The sequence below is a fragment of the Wenjunlia vitaminophila DSM 41686 genome, from assembly GCF_000380165.1.
Classification (GTDB): Bacteria; Actinomycetota; Actinomycetes; order Streptomycetales; family Streptomycetaceae; genus Wenjunlia; species Wenjunlia vitaminophila.
Genome location: NZ_KB904666.1, coordinates 57,890 through 76,856, shown reverse-complemented (window position 1 = coordinate 76,856; position 18,967 = coordinate 57,890). Strand labels below are relative to the sequence as shown.

General features: G+C 70.3%; 10 protein-coding genes and 1 pseudogene. 7 read left to right on the top strand and 4 right to left on the bottom strand.

Annotated elements, in window-relative coordinates:
- From A3IG_RS36055 to A3IG_RS0112540, 5 genes and pseudogenes are all read left to right on the top strand, one after another.
- Positions 1-265, top strand: a pseudogene (locus tag A3IG_RS36055) (RHS repeat-associated core domain-containing protein); the annotation flags it as partial.
- 796 nt (positions 266-1,061) lie between these two features.
- Positions 1,062-1,478: a DUF7919 family protein gene (locus tag A3IG_RS36050; protein WP_456154800.1), complete on the top strand. Its 417-nt coding sequence runs from the start codon at positions 1,062-1,064 to the stop codon at positions 1,476-1,478.
- A 389-nt stretch (positions 1,479-1,867) separates the two neighbouring features.
- Positions 1,868-2,383, top strand: coding sequence for a HEAT repeat domain-containing protein (locus tag A3IG_RS0112550; RefSeq protein WP_157862293.1), 516 nt, complete (start codon positions 1,868-1,870; stop codon positions 2,381-2,383).
- 1,510 nt (positions 2,384-3,893) lie between these two features.
- On the top strand, positions 3,894-4,838 hold the full coding sequence (locus A3IG_RS29560) for a D-2-hydroxyacid dehydrogenase (protein ID WP_018383911.1): 945 nt from the start codon (positions 3,894-3,896) through the stop codon (positions 4,836-4,838).
- Between the two features lie 14 nt (positions 4,839-4,852).
- On the top strand, positions 4,853-6,064 hold the full coding sequence (locus A3IG_RS0112540; protein ID WP_018383910.1) for a mandelate racemase/muconate lactonizing enzyme family protein: 1,212 nt from the start codon (positions 4,853-4,855) through the stop codon (positions 6,062-6,064).
- A 92-nt stretch (positions 6,065-6,156) separates the two neighbouring features.
- Here A3IG_RS0112540 and A3IG_RS0112535 read toward each other — a convergent pair whose 3' ends face one another.
- The 4 genes from A3IG_RS0112535 to A3IG_RS0112520 are packed head-to-tail and all read right to left on the bottom strand — an operon-like array spanning position 6,157 to position 16,410.
- Positions 6,157-8,283 (bottom strand): DEAD/DEAH box helicase, encoded by a 2,127-nt coding sequence (locus A3IG_RS0112535; protein ID WP_018383909.1) that lies wholly within the window; start codon positions 8,281-8,283, stop codon positions 6,157-6,159.
- Positions 8,280-9,608 carry a BREX system ATP-binding protein BrxD gene (gene brxD / locus A3IG_RS0112530; RefSeq protein ID WP_018383908.1) on the bottom strand — a complete coding sequence of 443 codons (1,329 nt, stop codon included), beginning with the start codon at positions 9,606-9,608 and terminating at the stop codon, positions 8,280-8,282. Before brxD ends, A3IG_RS0112535 begins: the two co-directional genes overlap by 4 nt.
- The gene (gene pglZ / locus A3IG_RS0112525; protein ID WP_018383907.1) at positions 9,605-12,496 is read right to left on the bottom strand and encodes a BREX-2 system phosphatase PglZ; all 2,892 of its coding nucleotides are present in this window, start codon (positions 12,494-12,496) and stop codon (positions 9,605-9,607) included. The genes brxD and pglZ overlap by 4 nt, the downstream gene beginning before the upstream one ends.
- The gene (locus A3IG_RS0112520; RefSeq protein WP_018383906.1) at positions 12,493-16,410 is read right to left on the bottom strand and encodes a hypothetical protein; all 3,918 of its coding nucleotides are present in this window, start codon (positions 16,408-16,410) and stop codon (positions 12,493-12,495) included. Before A3IG_RS0112520 ends, pglZ begins: the two co-directional genes overlap by 4 nt.
- A gap of 355 nt (positions 16,411-16,765) precedes the next feature.
- Between A3IG_RS0112520 and A3IG_RS34220 the strand changes: the two genes are divergently transcribed.
- Positions 16,766-17,659: a hypothetical protein gene (locus A3IG_RS34220; RefSeq protein WP_018383905.1), complete on the top strand. Its 894-nt coding sequence runs from the start codon at positions 16,766-16,768 to the stop codon at positions 17,657-17,659.
- Positions 17,656-18,960: a 7-cyano-7-deazaguanine synthase gene (locus A3IG_RS0112505; RefSeq protein WP_018383904.1), complete on the top strand. Its 1,305-nt coding sequence runs from the start codon at positions 17,656-17,658 to the stop codon at positions 18,958-18,960. The genes A3IG_RS34220 and A3IG_RS0112505 overlap by 4 nt, the downstream gene beginning before the upstream one ends.
- Positions 18,961-18,967: the final 7 nt, after the last annotated feature.

The following is an 18,967-nucleotide window of genomic DNA, read 5'->3' as shown; positions in this document are numbered from 1 at the left end:
AGGCACCATCACCTGGCGCACCCGCACCACCCTGTGGGGCACCACCACCTGGAACCGCAACGCCACCGCCCACACACCCCTCCGCTTCCCCGGCCAATACCACGACCCCGAAACCGGCCTCCACTACAACCACCACCGCTACTACAACCCCACCACCGCCCACTACCTCACCCCCGACCCCCTCGGNCTCACCCCCGCACCCAACCCCACCACCTACCCCCACAACCCCCACACCCGGACCGACCACCTCGGACTCGCACCAGACTGCCCAGACGAGCACCCCGCGATTACGGAGACACGAGGCCACACAGGAAAGGGGAGTATCGTCAGCCAACATCCGATGACGGCTGATGAAGCTCTCGAGGCCGCATACCGGTTCCTTGGTGATGGCTACCGAGAGCTTGGGAAGAATCGCGGTGTTTTCCGCAGCGCGGACGGCCTGCGGCAGTTTCGGATGGATCCCGACTCTCTGCAAGGAAATCACTGGCCCGATGTTCCTCATGTCCACTTCGAGATCTTCGATCAACCAGGAGCCAAGAAGTCCATGGTCAACAACCACGTTCCACTCGTTGAATGACCCGAGCAGCCTGCCGCCGCTTTTTATGGAGTCTCAGTGATTCAACTCGGCACAGTGGGTAGAATTTCATCCGGAGATGACTCTGGAAAGTTTGTCAAGATTCAGAAGCTGCCGGATGACCCACCCAGCTTCTTGATCCTGATCGCGCACGATAGGGAATTTCGCCATGGATATGGGGACTACTGGGTGGAGGACTATGGCTCCCTCCAAGAGTTCTTCAGAGAGGGGCAGTGGGTTGTCCAATGGCTCGAACCAGAAGAGGAGCTGGGCGGAGGCCGCTCCTGAGCCAGCGCATGCACGCTCATATCTCCACCGAGTGGCGACGCAAGGGTGACGAGAGAAGCGCGGCTCGCGATGCTGCCTGCCGGGCAATGTCCGGGCACCGATCGTTACGGGCGCCAGGTTGATTCCCTTGACACCTCGCATTCTGCAATGATCTAGACATCTTGACGGTAGCGGCTGCACGTGCGAGGGTGAACAAGATATGGCGTACTTTGAGGACCTTTCGCGTTACGCCTATCTACCAGGCACCGTCCCACTGGGGATCGTGGCTCTCAACGTCGGCTGGTTGAGTAGTCTTGAAAGCTTTAGGCAAGGCACTCCCCCAGAAGACTTCCTTGACGCACTCCGTGATCTCTGCCTGCTGTATCGGCGAGCAGTGACGCGTGGGTGGCATGCGTGCAACTTTGAGGACTGCATAGAGAAAGCAGAACCCCCGATATTACGAAAGGATGACGGGAATGTCTGCTGCCTTGGTAGCGCTGAGGTGCGAGTGATCGATGGAGATGGTCGCTGGCTTATCGCTCCCAATATGGTGTATCACTATGTCGCGGAGCATCGCTATCTGCCGCCGGGAGAGTTCGTCGAAGGCGTACTGGCTTTCCGCCCGGCGCCTGAGTAGTGCAGCGAATAAATGTCTGACATCGGCGAGCCCCCGGAGTGACCATTCAGCAGGTCCTGGCCAGGAAAGTATCACTAGGGCGGGCGGCGTGCATGTATTTTTTATGCCCGTATCGGCCTACGCTGTTGGATGCCGCGCTTCTCCGTTTGGGTCGTGCGACCAGGGCAAGATGGTAGATATGCAACTGCCTTGTGATTGCATGAGGCAAGTGAGTGTCAAAGAGGAATTCCATCGGTCCTTGTGCCCGCTGGCCTCCGGGCTGGTTCTGCTTGTGTTTTTAATTCAAACATTATTAGTCATAGACTTTTGCATGTAGTGGCGTGATTGTGTCTTGCTATGACGAGTGGCGCGCAGATTTGCCCCCCGCGAGCCGAGCTGCGATCGGCAAAGTGGACGTGCTTCTAGAGGGAGGTCCCGTCGATGAAGCGACAGTAAGCCGGGTTACCGCCAGCGAACCAGAGATCCGTGAGGTAATGGTCAGCTGGCTGCGTGAGTTTATTTCCACTGGGGACTGGATTAGGTTTGGTCGGTTCATCAACCTGGCGGCATATATTCGCCCAAATGGGCTCGGAGAACTTATCCGGGAGGTACTCGACTCCGACCTGAGCCCGGTCAACCGTGAGGATTTGGTGGAGATCCTCGGCGAGATCCAGGATTCTTGTGCCGTATCAGTACTAGTCAGAATTTTTGAGCATTCATGGCCCGGGGAGATGCCTTTCCCCTCGCTGAGTCGGAAGTGTATCGAAGCGCTAGGGGCCATTGGTACCGAGGAGTCATTTGCGGCTGCGCGAAGGATTGCAGTCAATGAATCCTACCCGAGTCCCCTGCGCTGGTACGCGGCTATTGAGTTGGGCATCGAGGATGAACTCGGATTCGACGAGGACGAGATGCTTTGCGAAGCCTGACTCTAAGATCATTTATGAGACAGCGCAATCGGCCAGTCACGATTGCGGGCACCGGCTGAGACAACGTGTGGTCCACGTTATCGGAGCTCCAGGATAGGAGGCCCCACACATGGACCGGCCCACATGGAATCGCGCCATGCCCAGAACAGAAGAGCCTGTTTCGGATGCTCGCCGACAAATTAAGAAATCACATGCTGCGCGCGAGCCCGATGAAGCTGAGCGACTCAGAGGGTGTTGAGGTGACGGACTACGGCGACCTCAGAAGATGCGAGACATGGCCGCCATGGACGACTAACCCCTTCTAGGCGCGATCAACAACCGGATGAACTGGGAAGTTACACAACTATCAGGGACGGGGCGCTAGAAAATGCAACGAATCGCTCTGGCCGAACTCAAGTTGATTTTCGAATCCGCAGGACTTGAGGTGGTGGAGATGCAGATCCAACAGGCCTCGAGACCGCTTGCGGATGCGTGGCGCCCGGTCATTGGCTATGGCGTTGAACCCGATGCTGCCGTACCTCTGTGCATGCAGGACTGGCAGGCGGAAATTGATAGACTATGGATTTCCTGTGCCCAGAATCACGGAGTTATTGGAGAAGATCGCACCTTAAGGAAAAGTGATCGAAGTTCCAGAGCCTGACCTATAGTCAATCCAGGAGATAATCGTGCAAGAACTCGTTCGTTGGGCACGCACCTTCCAGGTCTGGCAATACACGGTATCTCACTCAACCCTACTGCTGCGGAGCTACGATCCGGAGTATGCCACAAGAATCGATGTGGTATTCCCAGCCGTGGAGCTCATGCGCTTGCAGCCCACCTATGAAACGCTAGCCATCCACAGAGCCACTGAGCAAGAGCGGCGAGCGTTCCTCAACGACGAGGCAGATCAAATCACCCACGGCTCCCTCTTTCTACTAAACGAGGGACAGGGTTTTGTTCATTCGGCGAAGTGCGCCTGGCACGAGGATAATGGAAACCATCACGCTCCGTCGAAATTCGGACCACTTAGAGGCACAGAGTAGGCACTGGACTCCGCAACGGAGATCGCCTCCGAAATCTGGAGGCCTTTACTGGTCTCTGCCTCCTGCATCGCCGAGCGGCGAAACGCGGGTGGCACGCACGCACCTTTGAGCACCCCTACTAAAGGATGGAAGTATCCAGTCCTACGCAGGAGAGATGGAAACGACTGCCACCTTGGAGTGCGAAGTTCGAGCGTCTCACAGAGCCGGGCAGGGTGCGGGGGAAGCATTCGGCCGTGCCGTTGCTCTGGGCCGATACGGCCCGGTTCGCTCGTGAGTGATCCCGACTGCTGCAAGGCAGCGTGCCAGGCGCGGGAGTGATAGCAGGAGCCATTGTCGGTCAGGCTCCTTGGCGGTGATTCCGGTGTTGGCGGGGTACTCGCCGCCGGTCACGGGCCGCCGGCCCTGGGCGACCTTCCTCTGGGCTGACATAATGCGGAGCCTTGGCGCCCTCAATGTCGCGGGCCGGTGGCTCGGCTCCGGAGGGTGCGATGAGGGTGTACGTCCAGTTGGCGCTCGCTGACGGCGAGCGGGAGCGCGTCCGGTCCCTGGCCGGTGGTGGTCCCGTGTGGTTCGCGGAGCCGGGGGCCCTCACCGACGATGACGCGCGGGCCTTCGCCGACGCCGAGGTGGCGGTGGGCAACTGCCCTCCCGAGTGGGTCCGCTCATCGGAACGGCTCCGGTGGCTGCAACTGGCCTCGGTCGGCGTCGATGCCTATCTGCCACTGGACTGGGGCACCCTCGGCCGACGCCTGACGGTGACCAACCTGCGTGGTGTCTTCGCCGATCCGGTGGCCGAGACCTGCCTGGCCGGGGTACTCGCGCACCTACGGGGGATCGACACGCTGGTCAGGTGCCGCACCACCCACACCTGGGACAAACTCCGACTGCGGCCCCGGCTCCGCCTGCTCACCGGCACCGTGGTGCTGGTCCTGGGCACCGGCACGATCTCCCAGCGGCTCTGCGCCCTGCTCGAGCCGTTCGGCTGCACCGTGGAGCGGTACGGCCGGACCAGCGGGGAGATCCGCACCACGCAGGAGTTGGAGGCGCGGCTGCCGTCCGCGGACGTCGTGGTGGCGTTGCTGCCCGACACCCCTGGAACCCGGGGGCTGTTGGACGCGCGGCGGCTCGGTCTGCTGAAGCCCGGGGCGCTGTTCGTCAACGCCGGGCGTGGCTCGGTCGTCGATGAGGAGGCACTGGTGGCGGCCTTGGACTCCGGGCGGCTCGGCGGCGCGGTGCTCGACGTCACTCAGCAGGAGCCGCTGCCGGACGGCCATCCCCTGTGGGACTGCCCCAACACCATCCTCACCCAGCACACGGCTGGCGGTTCCGACCAGGAGGCAGCCCGTGTCCTGGACATCTTCACCGACAACTGGCGACGGTACGTGGGCGGAGAGCCGCTGGGCGGCGTCGTTGACTGGTCGCTGGGCTACTAGGGAGGTCATGGCCGATGCCGGCCATCACATCGATCCGACCGGTGCTGCTGAGCGCGCCGTACGCCGACGCGGAGAACATGGAGGTGCGGGTCGCGCTGCCGTCCGGCTGGCGCACCACGGGGCTGGTCGAGGTGACGCTCGACGACGGCACGACGGGGATCGGGGAGGGCTACCTCGCGGTCTTCGCGCCCCACGTCTTCCGCGAGACCGTCGAGTTGGTGAGCCCGTACCTCGTCGGGAAGGACGCCGACGACCTCGTCGGGCGGTATCGCGACCTGGTGCTGATCACCGGTTACTGGAGTCTCCAGGGCGCGGCCCGGCACGTGGTGTCGGCGGTGGAGACGGCGCTGGTGGACGCGGCGGCCAAGCGTCGCGGGGTGCCGGCGTACGCGTTGTTCGGCGATCGGAGCCCCGGCCGGCAGGTACCCGAGGGGTTGCGGTTGTACGCCAGCGGGGGTGACTCGGCTGCACCGCTGGCGATGCGGTGCGAGATCGCGGCCGTGGCGGAGTTGGGGATCGACCTGTTCAAGATCCGGGCGAGGGGACACGAGGTCGCCAAGGCCGCCTGGACGTTGCGGGAGGCCGCGCGCGTTGGCATCGGCATCGCCGTGGACATGGCGCAGAACCTCGCCGAGCCGGGGCAGACCGTGGAGGAGACGCTGGCCTTCCTTGAGGGCGTTCGGGCGGCGAGCGACCAGCCAGTCCGCTTCCTGGAGGAAGCTCTCGGCCCGGCGAACGTCTCCGGCCACCCCGCGCTGCGGTCGGCCGCGGGCTGCCCGGTCGCGGGTGGCGAGATCGTGACGACGGCGGCGGAGCTGGTCGGGCGGGTCGAGGCGGGCTGGTACGACCTGGTGCAGCCGGACGCCACCGTGGTCGGGGGCGTGGGGCAGACGCTGGAGGTGTTCGACTCGGCGCGCGAGCACGGGGTGGACTGCGTCGTGCACTGCTGGGGCAGCGCGGTGTGCCAGGCGGCCAACTACCACGCGGCGTTCGCGGCCGGGGGCCGGCTGGCGGAGTGGCCCCTGCCCACCTACCCGTTGCGCTCGGAGCTGCTGGTGGAGCCGTTCCGGGTCGAGGACGGCGTGCTGGCGCCGCCGACCGCCCCCGGCCTGGGTGTGCGGCTGACCGACGAGGTCGAGAGGCGCTTCCCGTTCCGTGAAGACGCCGTCTACCGCTGCCTGGCGCCCCTGCCCGACCCGGTGCCGGGGGTGTGGGCCGTGGGGTAGAGTCCGGCGTCCGACGGGCCGGGCCGGGCCAAACCTGGCCAGGGAGACGCTGAGTTGCTGGCTGTTGGCTGTTGGCTGCTGAAACCGGTGCGTCACCCCACGTCGTGCAGGAACCTGACCGGCTCGGTCAGGACGGTGCGGGCGGCCGGGAGGTCGGCGAGACGGTGGGCGAGGGTGGCGTGGGCCAGGCGGGGGGGCAGGGCCTCGGCGAACTTCAGACCCCGGACGGCGCGTTTGTCCACGTCCGGTAGGCACAGGCGGTCCGTCGCGCCGGCCACGAGCCGTTTCCAGGTCTCGGGTGTCAGGTCGTCACGCAGCCTGATCCCGACGTCGTCGCACCGCTGACCGGGGACGACGACCTCGGCGAGGGTGGAGGCGAGGGTGGCGTTGGCACGGTACCCGGCCCAGGTCCACCAGCGCGGGTACCCACCGGTGCCGCGGGTGATGACGGTGCCGCCGGGGTGGACCAGGGGGAGGTAGTGGTCCCGCACCGTGGTCAAGCGGGTGGACGCACGTCCGGTGAGGGTGACGGGCGGGTCGGCGCCGAGCAGCACCTCACGTACGGCGCGGGTGAGTTCGAACGAGGTGCCCCGCAGGTGGCCGGCGCCGGTCCACTTGGCCTTGCCTCCGCCGTCGACCGGTTCGACGAAGCAGCGTCTGCGCTGCCAGTCGATGTACGTGACCTGCCAACTGCGGCCGGCGAGGAGGAGCCTGCGGGGGCCCTCGATCTCCTCGGTGAGCAGGTCGGGGTCGGTCCTGCCGATCTCGTTGCGCCCGTGCAGGACCGTGAACTGCGGTGGGGCGGTGAACACGGCGGTGAGGCGCATGAAGTGGCGGTGTCCGAAACGACGTTCCGCCTCGGGGCCGACGAACAGTTGACCGCCGTCCTGCTCCAGGAAGCCCTCGCGCACCAGGTACCGGACGACGGGCTCCGCGCCGCGGCCGAACGGTCCGAGCCCGTTCCACCACTCCTGCCACAGCCGGTCGCCCACACGGTGTTCCTGGAGGCACAGGGCGAGGAGTTGCTGGGCGACGATGTGGCGTGGTTCGGGCGGGGCGACGACGGGTTCCACCCAGCCTCGTGACCACTGGAGCAGCACGGCCGCCGCGCCCGTGAGACCGCCGTCGTCGAGGGCGAGGAAGAGGCAGTTGCGGAGGGTGCCGGGTCTGCGGCCGGTGCGGCCGAGCCGTTGCAGGAAGGAGGCGACGGTGGTGGGCGCGTCGATCTGGATCACCCGGTCCAGGTCGCCGACGTCGATGCCGAGTTCCAGGGTGCTGGTGGACACGATGACGCAGTCCCTGGCCTCGGCGAACGCCTCCTCCGCGCGGCGTCGCTGGTCAACGGAGAGGGAGGCGTGGGAGAGGAACGTGGTGACGCCCCTGGCGCGGAGCTTCTCACCCAGTTCCTCGACGAGCTTCCGGGACTCGCAGAAGACCAGGCGTTTCTCCCCCCGGTGCAACGCGGCGATCACCGTGGCCGCGTTGTCGGCGGAGCCGACGTAGTCGAGTTGGATGTCGCCGGGTGGGGGGCCGGGCGCGGGAGCCGGCGGCGGTTGTTCGGGCCGGGGTGCGACGACGCGGGCGGGCCGGCTGCCCGCGCCCGATCCCTGGAGCCAGCGCAGCAGCTCCTCGGGGTTACCGATGGTGGCGGACAGGCCGACGCGCTGCACGGGGCGGTCCACGACGCGTTGCAGGCGTTCCAACACGGCCAGCAGGTGCCAGCCCCGGTCGTCGCCGGCGAAGGCGTGGACTTCGTCGATGACCACCGCGCGCAGGCCGGAGAAGAAGGCCGTGTGGTCCACGTTCGCGCTCACCAGCATCGATTCCAGCGACTCGGGTGTGGTGAGCAGGACGTCGGGGCGCTCGGTGAGGATGCGTCTGCGGCGGGTGGTGGTGACGTCGCCGTGCCAGAGCGCCGCGGTGCGACCCAGCCACGCGGTGTACGTCTCGAGGCGGGGCAGCAGGTTGTTCAGCAGGGCCTTGAGCGGACAGACGTACAGCACGGACGTTCCGGTCCACCGCTGCGCCGCCATCGCCGACAGCAGCGGGAACGAGGCGGCCTCCGTCTTGCCGGCCGCGGTGGGCGCCAGCAGGATCGCGTCCTCGCCGGCGAGCAGCGGCTCGATCGCCGCCTGCTGGAGTGGGCGCAGGGCGCTCCAGCCGAGGGTGTTGACGATGTGGTGGACGAGGGCGGGGTCGAGGTCGTCGATGCCGCTCACGGCAGTTCCAGGTCAACGTCGTCGGCGGTGGCCGCGGCGTTGCGTTCCACGTCGGTCAGTTCTGCCGGGGAAACGGTCAGGGCGTAGTGCGCACGCGGGTCGAAGTCGTCGAACTCGTCGACCCGGTCGAGGATGTCGGCGACGAGTTTGCGCAGGTAGAGCCGTGGGGCGACGCCCACCTTCCCGCCCAGTCCGCCGGTGACCGCGGTGCCGAGCTGGGCGAGGTAGGCGTCGTCGACGCGTTCCGCGACGCGCCCGGGTTCCCGGGCGGTCGCCGCGTAGAGCTCGCGCACCCTGCGGCCGAGTTCCACCAGGCCGTCGGGGTCGAAGCCGGGCAGGCGCAGTTGCACGGCGCGGGGCGAGTCGAAGCGCGGGTCGGTGGTGAAGTCGGTGGCGAGGCGTTGGGCGAGCGGCGGGAGCCGCTGGACGCCCTGCTGCCCGTCGTAGAACGCCGGGGTGCCGGTGATGACCAGGAACAGGCCGGGGAAGCGTCCCGCGTCGAGTTCGTCGAGGAGTTGGCGGAGGGCGTTGAGTCCCTTCTCGCGGACGTCGGTGCGGACCCGTTGCAACGTTTCGGTCTCGTCGAGGACCAGGAGCAGTCCTGGGTGGCCGCAGTCGCGTAGCACCGCGAGCAGTCCCTGGAGGAAGCCGAGCGCGGCGAAGTGGTCGAGGTCGCCCCGGACCCCGGCGGCGCGGCGCGCCGAGGAGGCGACGGACCGCTGCCCGCCCAGCCAGGCGACGAGTGCCTCCGCGGTGGCCGGGTCTCCCGTGACGACGGCCCGCCGGTAGCCGCGCAGCGCGGCGGCGAAGGACGGGGTGTTCCTCGCGACCTCGGCGAGCCGGCGTTCCATCAGGGTGTCCACCGCCGCGGCCAGGGCGTCGTCGTCGTTCTCGTCGGTGTCGCCGGCGTCGAGTACGTCCTCCTCCAGGGTGTAGAGCCACGAGTCGATGACGGCGCGCAGGGCGCTGGGCTGGTGGGTGGCGGTGGTGAGCCGTTCGGTGAGGCGGCGGTACACGGTTTCCAGGCGGTGCAGCGGCGTCTCGGTCTCGGAGATCTGCACCTCGGCGGCGGCGAGGCCGGCCCGCTTGGCGCGTTCGGCGAGCCAGCGGGCGAAGAAGGTCTTGCCGGAGCCGTACTCGCCCCGGATGGCGTGGAAGGCGGTGCCGCCGCCGGCGACCGCGGTCAGGTCGTCGTCGAGCGCCGGGGCGAACCGGTCGAGTCCGACGGCGAACAGGTCGAGGCCGGACCGGGGCACGGTGCCGCGTCGCAGCGCGTCGATGACTTCGCGGCGCCGGGCCGCGCTCACCTCGGACAGGGGGGTCATGGCTGGTCCTCCGGCACCTCGAACTGCTCGGTCAGCAGGCGGACGTCGAGCTTGACGGTGTGCCCGGAGTCCACGAGGCCGAGGACCGGGTACCCCTCGACGTTGAGCAGCCGCTGCACGGTGGCGATGAACCCGTCGATGCTGCGCCGGGCCCGTCCCGCGGGGAGGACCGCGGCGACGAGCGCGGCGGGGGACATGGTGCCGCCAGCCGCGGTGAGGGCGTCCACGACGGCGGCGACGACCTCGGGCTCCGGGGGCTTGCGCACGTGCCTGCGGTGCGCCTGGTAGATCTCGCTGGTGACCACGCGCGTGCCGAGGCTGGGGGGTGCGGCGGCGGCCGGGGCGGCGGAGGCGCCGTCAGACGGGACGTGCGCCGCGGTGGTTCCGCACGGCTCGGGTGCGTTGGGCGTCGTCGAGGTCCCGGCGTGTTCCTCGGGGGTGGTGGCCCGGGTCGAGGGCCGTGTCGCCGCGGGCTGGGGAACGGGTCCGTCGCCGATGGGCGGTTCGGTCACCTGGGCGCCGGTCGGCGGGGGCTCGGAAGCGGGTGGCTCGGAAGCGGGTGGCTCGGCCCCGAGCCGGGTGGTGGAGGCGTTCCACCAGTCGGGGGTGACGGCTTCCCTGGGCAGCGGCACCCAGTTCTTCGGGACCGTCTCCCGGGAGGGGACCAGGACCAGCAGGGGAACCGTGACCTCGGCAGGGGTGGTGCCCCCGTGGTACCCGGCCCTGCGTCCGGTGTAGCGGATGTCCTCGCGCCAGGGGGCGACGATGGTGCCGCCACCTTCCAGGACGCGCGGTCCGCGGAGCAGCACCTCGCCGTCGCCCGGCTCGCCGGTGCGCCAGCGGGCGGCTCCGTCGACTCCCGTGGCGTCGGTCCGGTCGCTGCCGCGGTCCAGCACGTGCCCGTGGTCGGCGACGAGCACGACGGGCCGCCCGTACGCCTTCGCCGCCGCCAGCAGCTCACGCAGGTAGGTGACCGAGTCCAGGGTCCACCGGGTGCGGGGACCCTCCTGGCCCTTGTCGAGGGCGTCGTCGATGGTGTTGAGCACCACACCGACGACCGCGTCGGAGGCGAGGGCGACCATGACCTCCTCGGCGAGGAAGTGCCCGGCCGGTCCCGCTATGGAAGCCTTGTGGAAGAGCGTGGCCTCCCTGCGCAGCCGCCGGAAGAACGTCGTGAAGCCGTTGGTCTCGACGGTCTGGCCGCCCTTGACGGCGGTGCCGGTGAGCAACGAGGCGCGGCTGACGGCGGTGACGGAGGGCAGCATGGCGACGGCCGCGGAACGGGCCGGCGCACGTCCCCGTTCGGGTGTGGGCACCGCCTCGGTCCAGCCCTCCCGTTCGATCTCCTCGCCGAGTTGGACGGCGACCGCGGCGCTCATCCCGTCCAGCACCACCAGCAGCGGGGCGGGGGTGTCGTCGCCGAGCAGCGGCCGGACGGCGTGGCCGAGGACGTTCTCGACGACCAGGGCGCCCCCGGGGTGCTGGGCGGTGGCGGTGGCCGTCCAGCCGGCGAGCCGGCGTGCGAACTCCTCGTCCAGGGCCTCCCGGCGGGCTCGGGCCGCGTCGTACAGGGCGCGCAGGTCGCGACCTGTGGTGGCCGGGTCCCCGTCGGGGTCGCCGGCCCACAGCACGGTCAGGGCACGGTCCACCCAGCCCCAGTCGGCGAGGTGTGCGCGGACCCCGTCCGCCACCGACGTCACCCGGGGCTCGGGCTGGGCGAGCCAGCGGGCCACCCGCACGGCCATCTCGGCGACCGCGACCCGCCGCGGGTACAGCCGGGCCAGTGCGTGCCCGGCCAGGTCGGCGAGGGCGGACTCGGCCTCGCCGGGGCTGCGCCGGGCGGCGGCGGCCACCCCCCGGAGCTGGGTGGCGAAGCTGGAGCGCAGGAAGCGGTTGGCCCGCAGGTGGGGGGTGAGGCCGGCGTCGGCGGCCAGCCGCTCGGCCCGCTCGATCACCGCGAACACCTGCTGCCTCGCGGCGTCGTGGTTCTGGGCCTGGCCGATCCACCGGGTGAGGGTGCCCTCGACGGCCTCGGTGAACGCGGCGAGTTCGCCGCGGCTCGGCATGACCTGCCCGAGCAGTCCGCCCACGGCGAGGGCCGTGTCGGGGCTGGCCGCGGGGTCGCGCAGGACGCCGCCGAGCAGGCCGAGCGGCACGGCGTCGGCGGCCCGTCCGGCTTCGGCCAGGGACATCAGCACGGACGCGGCGGGGCCCGCGGTCTGGCTGAGCCACTTCTTCAGTTCGTGGCGTTCCCTGACGGGAAGTCCCGCGTACGTGTGCGGCCCGGCGGCGGTTCGGGACCAGGCCAGCAGGCTGCCGGCGTCTGGGGCGCCGTTCCGCCCGGCGGCGTCGGTGCCCTCGGGGTCCCCGAGGCCGAGCCTGGCGGTGAGCAGTGACCGCATGGCGGCGTCCCTGGTGAGCACGGCGCCGACGCGGGGCCAGCCGCCGCTGGGCTCCGCGTCCACCAGCGCGTCGAGCAGCCACGTCTCGTGGTGCATCCGCAGGTCGAGTTCGGCGGCCCCGAAACGCTGCTTGACGATCTCGACCTTGTCCACGGTGAGGGTGCGCCGCCGCACGGCGTGGCCGCGGATGTCCCAGCCGAGTTGGGCGTCGTCCACGGCCGTGGTGACGACGAGCAGGTCGCGGCTGCCCTCGGTGGCGGCCTGGTGGTCGTGCCACGCCTGGAGGATGCCGAGGATGGAGGACCGGTCCACCACGTGGACCCGCCGGGTCTCCTCGCCGACCCGGACGGTGAACTCCGGCGCCGCCGTCGGCGGGTAGTGCCCGTGGACCAGCATCAGCCGCCGGTCGCCGAGCCGGCCGGCGTGGGTGTCGAGCAGCGCCTCGATGGTGCGGCGGCCCACCGGTGGTGCCGCGGCGGCCGTCACTGCGTCTCCTCCTCGCTCCTCGCGGCGTCCCCGGTGTCGGTCCCGGTCTCGACCGGCTGCCAGGTGACCTGCACCCGGGCGGAGGGGTGCACGGCCAGGTAGGCGGTGATCTCCCTGCGCAGGTCGGTGACGACGGTGGCGAAGTCGGCCTCGACCCGGGTGGGCCCGACCAGGTGCGACCCGCCCGGCCCGGGGTCGCCGGGGGCCGGCGCGGCGGGGAGCGGCTGGTCCTCCGGGGCGGGCCGCGGCGGGACGGTCCCGGCGGAGGACACCGCCGGCTGCCCGTGCTCGGTGAGGTGGACGTCGTCCGGGGCCGGCGCGGGCGGCGGGACGGCGGTGGAGGGCGGTGGGGTGGGCTGGGCGACCTGCGCCAGCCTGGCCACCTCCGCCACCAGGGCCACGGTCTCGTCCTGGAGGCGCGACAGGACGGGGACCAGGGAGCGTGCCTGCTCGTGGTCGCGGGCGGTCTCCCGGAGCAGGGTCAGCAGCCGCTCGGTGCGGTCGCCGACCCCGTCGTCCCGTCCGGCGAAGCTGCGCACGCTGCGCAGCAGGGCCCAGTTGGTGTCGTCCAGCGCCCGCAGCAGGTCGGGTGCGTGGGTGATGGCGGAGGCCAGTTCCAGGTCGGTGACGTCGTAGGTGACGGCGGCCAACTCCCGGACCAGCGCGGTGGCGTCGGTCGTCCGGGTCAGCCGGGCGATCAGGTCCTCGGCGGCGCGGGTGGAGCGCACCCGGGGTGTGTCCGGGCCGGTCAGTTCCAGGTCGTCGGTGTGTTTGCGCAGGCTGGCCCGTACTCCACCGACGGCCTCGCGGTGGCGGGCGGCGGCCTGCCGCACGCCGTCGGCGAGCCTGTTGACGTTCCCGGGGATCAGGGCCGGCGCCACCGGCACCCCGAAGATCCTCCCGGCGCGCTCCCGGGCGGTGGCGAACTCCTGCTCGGTGGGGAGTTCCACGGCGCGCAGGGCGTAGCCGGGGCCGATGCGTTCGAGCTCGGGCGGTTGGCTGACGGGCTCCGTCTGGTACACCCAGGTGCGGCCGTCCAGCAGGGCGTAGGTGGCGATGACGAGGTTGGCGACGGTGCGGTCGAGGCCGGTCCAGCCGAGTTCGGTGATCCAGCGCCGGATGTCCTCCACCGCCAGGTCGGGCCCGGCCTTCGCCTCGGCGGCCTTCTGGTTGATGCGCAGCCGCCACTCGGTGCCGACGTTCAACGGCCCGTCGTGGACCTCGCCGAGACCGAGGCCGTGCACGATCTTCCGCACCACGGGCAGGTGGTGGCGGTCCACCACGGCCCGGCGGGAGCCGTCCTCCAGGGCACGGATGATCCACTCGTGGGCGGTGCGCAGCTCGCGGGTGGTGACGGCCTTGCGGCTCAGGTGCGGGTCGAAGTCGGGGTGCTTGGGGTGCAGGGCGCCGAACAGGGCGTCGGCGAGGGCGTACAGGTTCTGCTCGAAGCTCTTGCCCGGCTGTGGCCGCGGGTCGGGGCAGGCGGGTTCCAGGGACCACAGGTGCTGGTTCTCGGGGACTTCCGTTCCGACGCTGCCGGGGTCGGGCTTGCTGATCCCGTAGAGCTGCTGGAGGACGGCGGTGAGCTGTGAGGTGAGGTTCTCGCTCTGGGCCTTGAGTTGGTGGCGGATCTGGACGCGTTCGTCGGCGGAGCGGGTCGCGGTGTGGTCCTCCAGCCGGTTCCGCTCCAGCAGGTAGTTGATCTTCAGCAGGCGGCCGAGCTGGTTGGCCTTCTGCTCGGAGAAGAAGTGCGGCAGCCAGACGACGGTGGGGGCGGTCGTCCCGGCGCGTTTGAGGGTCTCGACGCGCCGCACGTCGTCCATGGGCCCACGCCGCTCCTCGTCGAACGGGTAGTCGATGACGAAGCGGATGTTTCCCGGGGTCTCGGGGAGGAACTGCTCCTCGGGCAGGTGCGGGTCGCACACGTTGCCGAACACGAACTCGGCGGTGCGCCGGGTGCCGCGCCACACGACCTCCCGCTGGCAGACGAACGCCTCGGCCCCGTCGATGCCCAGAGCCGACCACAGCCGGTCCTTGATCCACTGCCGTCGGCGCCCGAGGTTGTCCTCGCTGCGCACCTCGTCCAGGATCGGGTCGATGTCCAGGTCTGACAGGTGCAGGTGGAAGACGGGGTCGCTCTCGCCCTCGCTGCGCAGCTCGCCGAAGTCGGCCTGGAGTTCCCGCAGCCGCTTGACCGCCACCGACCCGGCCGACCCCACCCGGGACCGGATGGTGCCGTGGTTCAGCGCCGCGAGCCGCCCGCCGGTGAGCCGGGTCAGCGCGGGCACGTTGGGCGCCAGGGCCGCCAGCAGCAGCGTCTTGACCAGCCGGTCGTCGCCCCGGAACCGGGGGTCGTCCTCGCTGCCGTACTTCTCCAGCAGGTGGGCCCGCACCCGGGTGTGGAAGCGGTGCGCGGTCTCGGACTCCTTGCGCAGCCGCGCGGTGAACGCCTCGCCGGTGCCGGCCGCGATCACGTCCCACAGGTCGCCGATGGGGATCAGGTCGCCGAGGCGCAGGTCGTCACGGCGGCGGCGCAGCAGCTCATGCACCAACTTCAGGCCGGTGCGTTCGCGCTGGAGCGCGCCGGAGAGCTCGACCAGCACGTTCAGCAGGGCCGGGGAGAGCGGGTAGAGGGTGCGGAAGTCGTCCCAGGTGGCCTCGGTGCGGCCGTGGGCGTCCAACAGCACCTGCCGGACCTCGTCCCTGGACGACTCCAGCCCCCGGAACGCCTCGTCGCGGACGGCCTCCATGCCGGGTTTGGGCGCCAGCACCCGGTGCTTGATGATCTCGACGAGGTTGCTGTCCTCCAGGTCCACCACGTCGAGGCGACCCCTGAGGTACTCGACCTGCTGTTCGAGGTTCTGCACGTCGGCGCCGGCCACGTCCGAGCCGATGAGCTGGGACAGGTCCCGCTGCCTGGAGATGAACGAGACGATCGGCACGGGCCGGTCCGCGTCCCCGGACTCGATCAACTTGTCCAGGCGCTGCACCTGGTCGCGGACGAAGTCCTGATCGCCCATGTGTGCCTGGAGCCACAGGATCAGCTCGTCCAGGAACAGCACGATCCCGTCGTAGCCGAGGGACCGTGCGTGCCGGGAGATCACCGACAGGCCGTTCTCCAGCGGCACGAAGGCGTCCTTGTCGCCCCGCGCGCCACGGGCGTACGCGGACATGGGCCCGGACAGCAGCGCCGACACCAGCGCCTCGCGGTACGGGTCGCCGGCGGGCGCCGCTAACGCACGGTCCAGGTCGGCGGGCGTCCAGCCGGCGGTGTCCGGCACGGCCGTCTCGGCGCGGACCAGGCTCGCGTCGAGGTCCTCGTCGTCCGCCCCGCCCCCCGGCTCCAGGGCCGCCGCCCCCGCCCCTAGCCAGCGCAGGAACGCGGCGTCGTCGGCGAGGAACTCCCGCTGGCGCCTGGCGTCGTCCAGCGCGGCGTCGGCCCGGTAGACGGCCGGCGTGGGCCGGTCCGGGTGCAGGGCCCGCACGGTGTGGACGTAGCCGCCGAGCAGCGCCGAGTCCAGGTCGGTGGAGCCGACGAGGTGGTACGGCACCATGAGGAACCGCTTGTGCCGCAGCCAGTCGTCGTGCGCGGCTATGACCTCCTGGAGCCTGGGCTTGGCGCGGGCCGCCGGGTGGTTGTTGAGCACCGCGTGCAGCACGGTCAGGAAGTGGCTCTTACCGGCGCCGAACGAGCCGTGGAGGTAGGCGGCGTGCGAGTTCCCCGAGCGCACCGCGGCGCCCACCAGACCGAGCGCTTCCCGGAACGCCCCCTGGAGTTGTTCGGTGACCACGTACTCGGCGACCCGGGCGTCCGACTCGGAGAACCCCCCGGACAGCTCGATCTTGAAGTCGCCGGCATGGACGTCCTCCTTGATGTCGATGACATCCCGTAGGAAGAGCTCGCTGGTGGGCATGGGCCGGACTTCCCTCGATTCCGCGGCGTGGTGGCTGGTCGGCACGATCCGGCGGGGGCAGCGGGCCCGGTTCGCCCGTGGCACGCGCCGCCGGCACGCGAAACCCATCTTGCCAGGGGCTGATCAGTCGTCATCGCCGGTCCGTGGTAACGGATTTGGTCAACAGGGGCGCTCCCCCGTGCCCGACGACACCCCCGCGGAACCGGGATGTTCCCGGCCTTCTCCGGCGGGTCTGGGTTGCCCCCCACTGGGCGATCATGACCGGAAACGCGCCCTACCCGGATCAGTGGGCCAGCGATGACCATGACGGGGGGAGGGCGCCCACGGTGCGCCCGGGGGGACAGGGGGAAGCACGGTGGGGACATCGACGGCGTGGCCAGGGCCTCGCGGCGGCCCGTGGAGCACTGCCCGACGGCAACTGACGCAGTGGCGACCCGACCGTGACCGGGGCCGCGCGGAGCTGCTCGACGGGATCGCCGAGAGGTACCTCCGGGCACTGCACCAGACCCTGCGGGACGACCCCTCCGCGTTCGGCCTGCGTGACGCCGCTCGCGCGGCCGGCGAACGCCTCACTGACACGCTCGGCTCACTGGCGACGCAGTGCCCCGCCTCGGCCGAGGCCCTGCTGGCCCGGCTCGCCACCGAGGTCGGAGGCGACGGGGGAACGGTCGCCGACGCCGTGACCCGGGCGGCGGCGCTGGCGGCCGGGCGTGCGGCACTCGAACGCCACCCCACGTTGCGGGCCGACCTGTCCGATGGTGCCGAGGGCCGGAACGACGGGCGGGCCCCTGCCGGGCCGGGTCTCCCCTCCGACATCCTGTGCCTGCTCTACCGGCTGTTCTTCGCCGAGACCGTGGCCGGGTTCCTCCGGTCCGTGGTCGCCGAACACATCACGCTGGCCGTGCCCCCACTGCTGGCCATCGACGCCGTCGGCTGGTTCGCCGACCCCGACGGCCGGTTCGCCGAGTTCGTCGCCGAGCGGGTGGAGCCGCTGGTCCCGGACCCGTGCGAGGCGGCTGCGGGGGTGGTCGGGCCCGTGGGCGGGGGCGGATTCGGGGACTTGGTCGGGGACGCGTTCGGGGACGTGGTCGGGGGCGCGTTCGGGAGCGGGGAGGCCGATGAACCGGGGGCGGGCGCCGCGTCCGGGGCCGGCGTGCTGGCGACCGCCCGCCGGCTGGTTCCCACGGCCGTGGACAGGGTGCTCGGCCTGATCACCGAGCCCGGCGGCGAGGAGGGGGAGGTCGCGTGACCGAACGGACAGCCGCCGTCTGGTGGAAGAGCGGCGAGAAGGACCTGCCGCCGGCCCCCGACTCCTGGACCGTGGTCGGCACGGACTCCTTCCAGGAGAAGGAGGACAGGATCACCGGCAGGTACACGTTCCCCGACAGCGTCCCCGACTGGGCGGAGGACTTGTTCCGGGTGGCCAGGGCGATCTTCGTCGCCGACAAGCGCGTCCGCCGGCAACCCGGCCTCGACCGCTGGACCCGCCACATCCACCTGTCGGTTCCCGTCGCCGAACCGGGTCTGTGGCACACTCCCGAGGTCGCCGGCCACCTCACCACCTTGCTGAACACCCTCACCTCGGACCGGTGGGACCTCTCGTTCCGTCGCCACCCCGCACGGGACTCGCCCCCTTCCGCCATGTTCCCCGTGAAGGGCAGGGAGGTCATCCTGCTCTCCGGGGGCCTGGACTCCCTTGCCTGGGCCGCCACCCGTGCCCGCGCGGACACCGCCGGCACCCTGCTCCTGGTCCGGTTCCGCGAAGTCAGCATGCTGCGGCTCCAGGACCGGGTGTGCCGTTCGGTGCAGGACCTCAGCAGCCGCCGGGAAGTGCTCCGGCTGCGGTGGAGCCAGACGCCAACGGGCGACGGCTCCGGGCAGCGCCTGGAGCCCTCCTCCCGCAGCCGGGGCCTGCTGTACGTCGCCGGCGCGATCCGCGCCGCGGCCGCCCTCGATGCGCCGGAGGTCCACATTCCGGAGAACGGCCAGCTCTCCGTCAACCCGCCGCTCACCGCCGCACGCCGCGGCGCCTGCTCCACCCGCTCGGTACACCCGTGGACGCTCCACCACCTCAACGCCCTCCTCCGCACCCTGTGCCCGGACGTCACCCCGATCCAGGTGGTCAACCCGCTGGCCGGCATGACCAAGGGCGAGGTGTGCGGGACCGCGCTCGACGCCGGCCTGTCCCCGTCCGACCTGGAAGCCACGGTGAGCTGCGGCAAACCACCCCGTCGCCGCAAGGGCGGACCGCGCCTGGACAACTGCGGTGTGTGCTTCCCGTGCCTGGTCCGCCGCTCCGCCCTGCTCCGCGCCACCGGCTCCGACAACACCAGGTACGAGCTTGCCCCGTGGTCCGTGGACCCGTCCGACCCCAGGGCCGCCGACTGGCGCGCGCTGCAACGCTGGCTGCTCCGCCCGTTCACCGTCGCAGACCTGCTCGCCGACGCACCCCTGCCGCCCGACGCCGACCCCCGGGCGCTGTGGGAGGTGATCAACCGGGGCCGGGAGGAACTGGCCGCGCTCCTCCCTGACCGGCGGGCAGCGGCTTAGGGGCTGT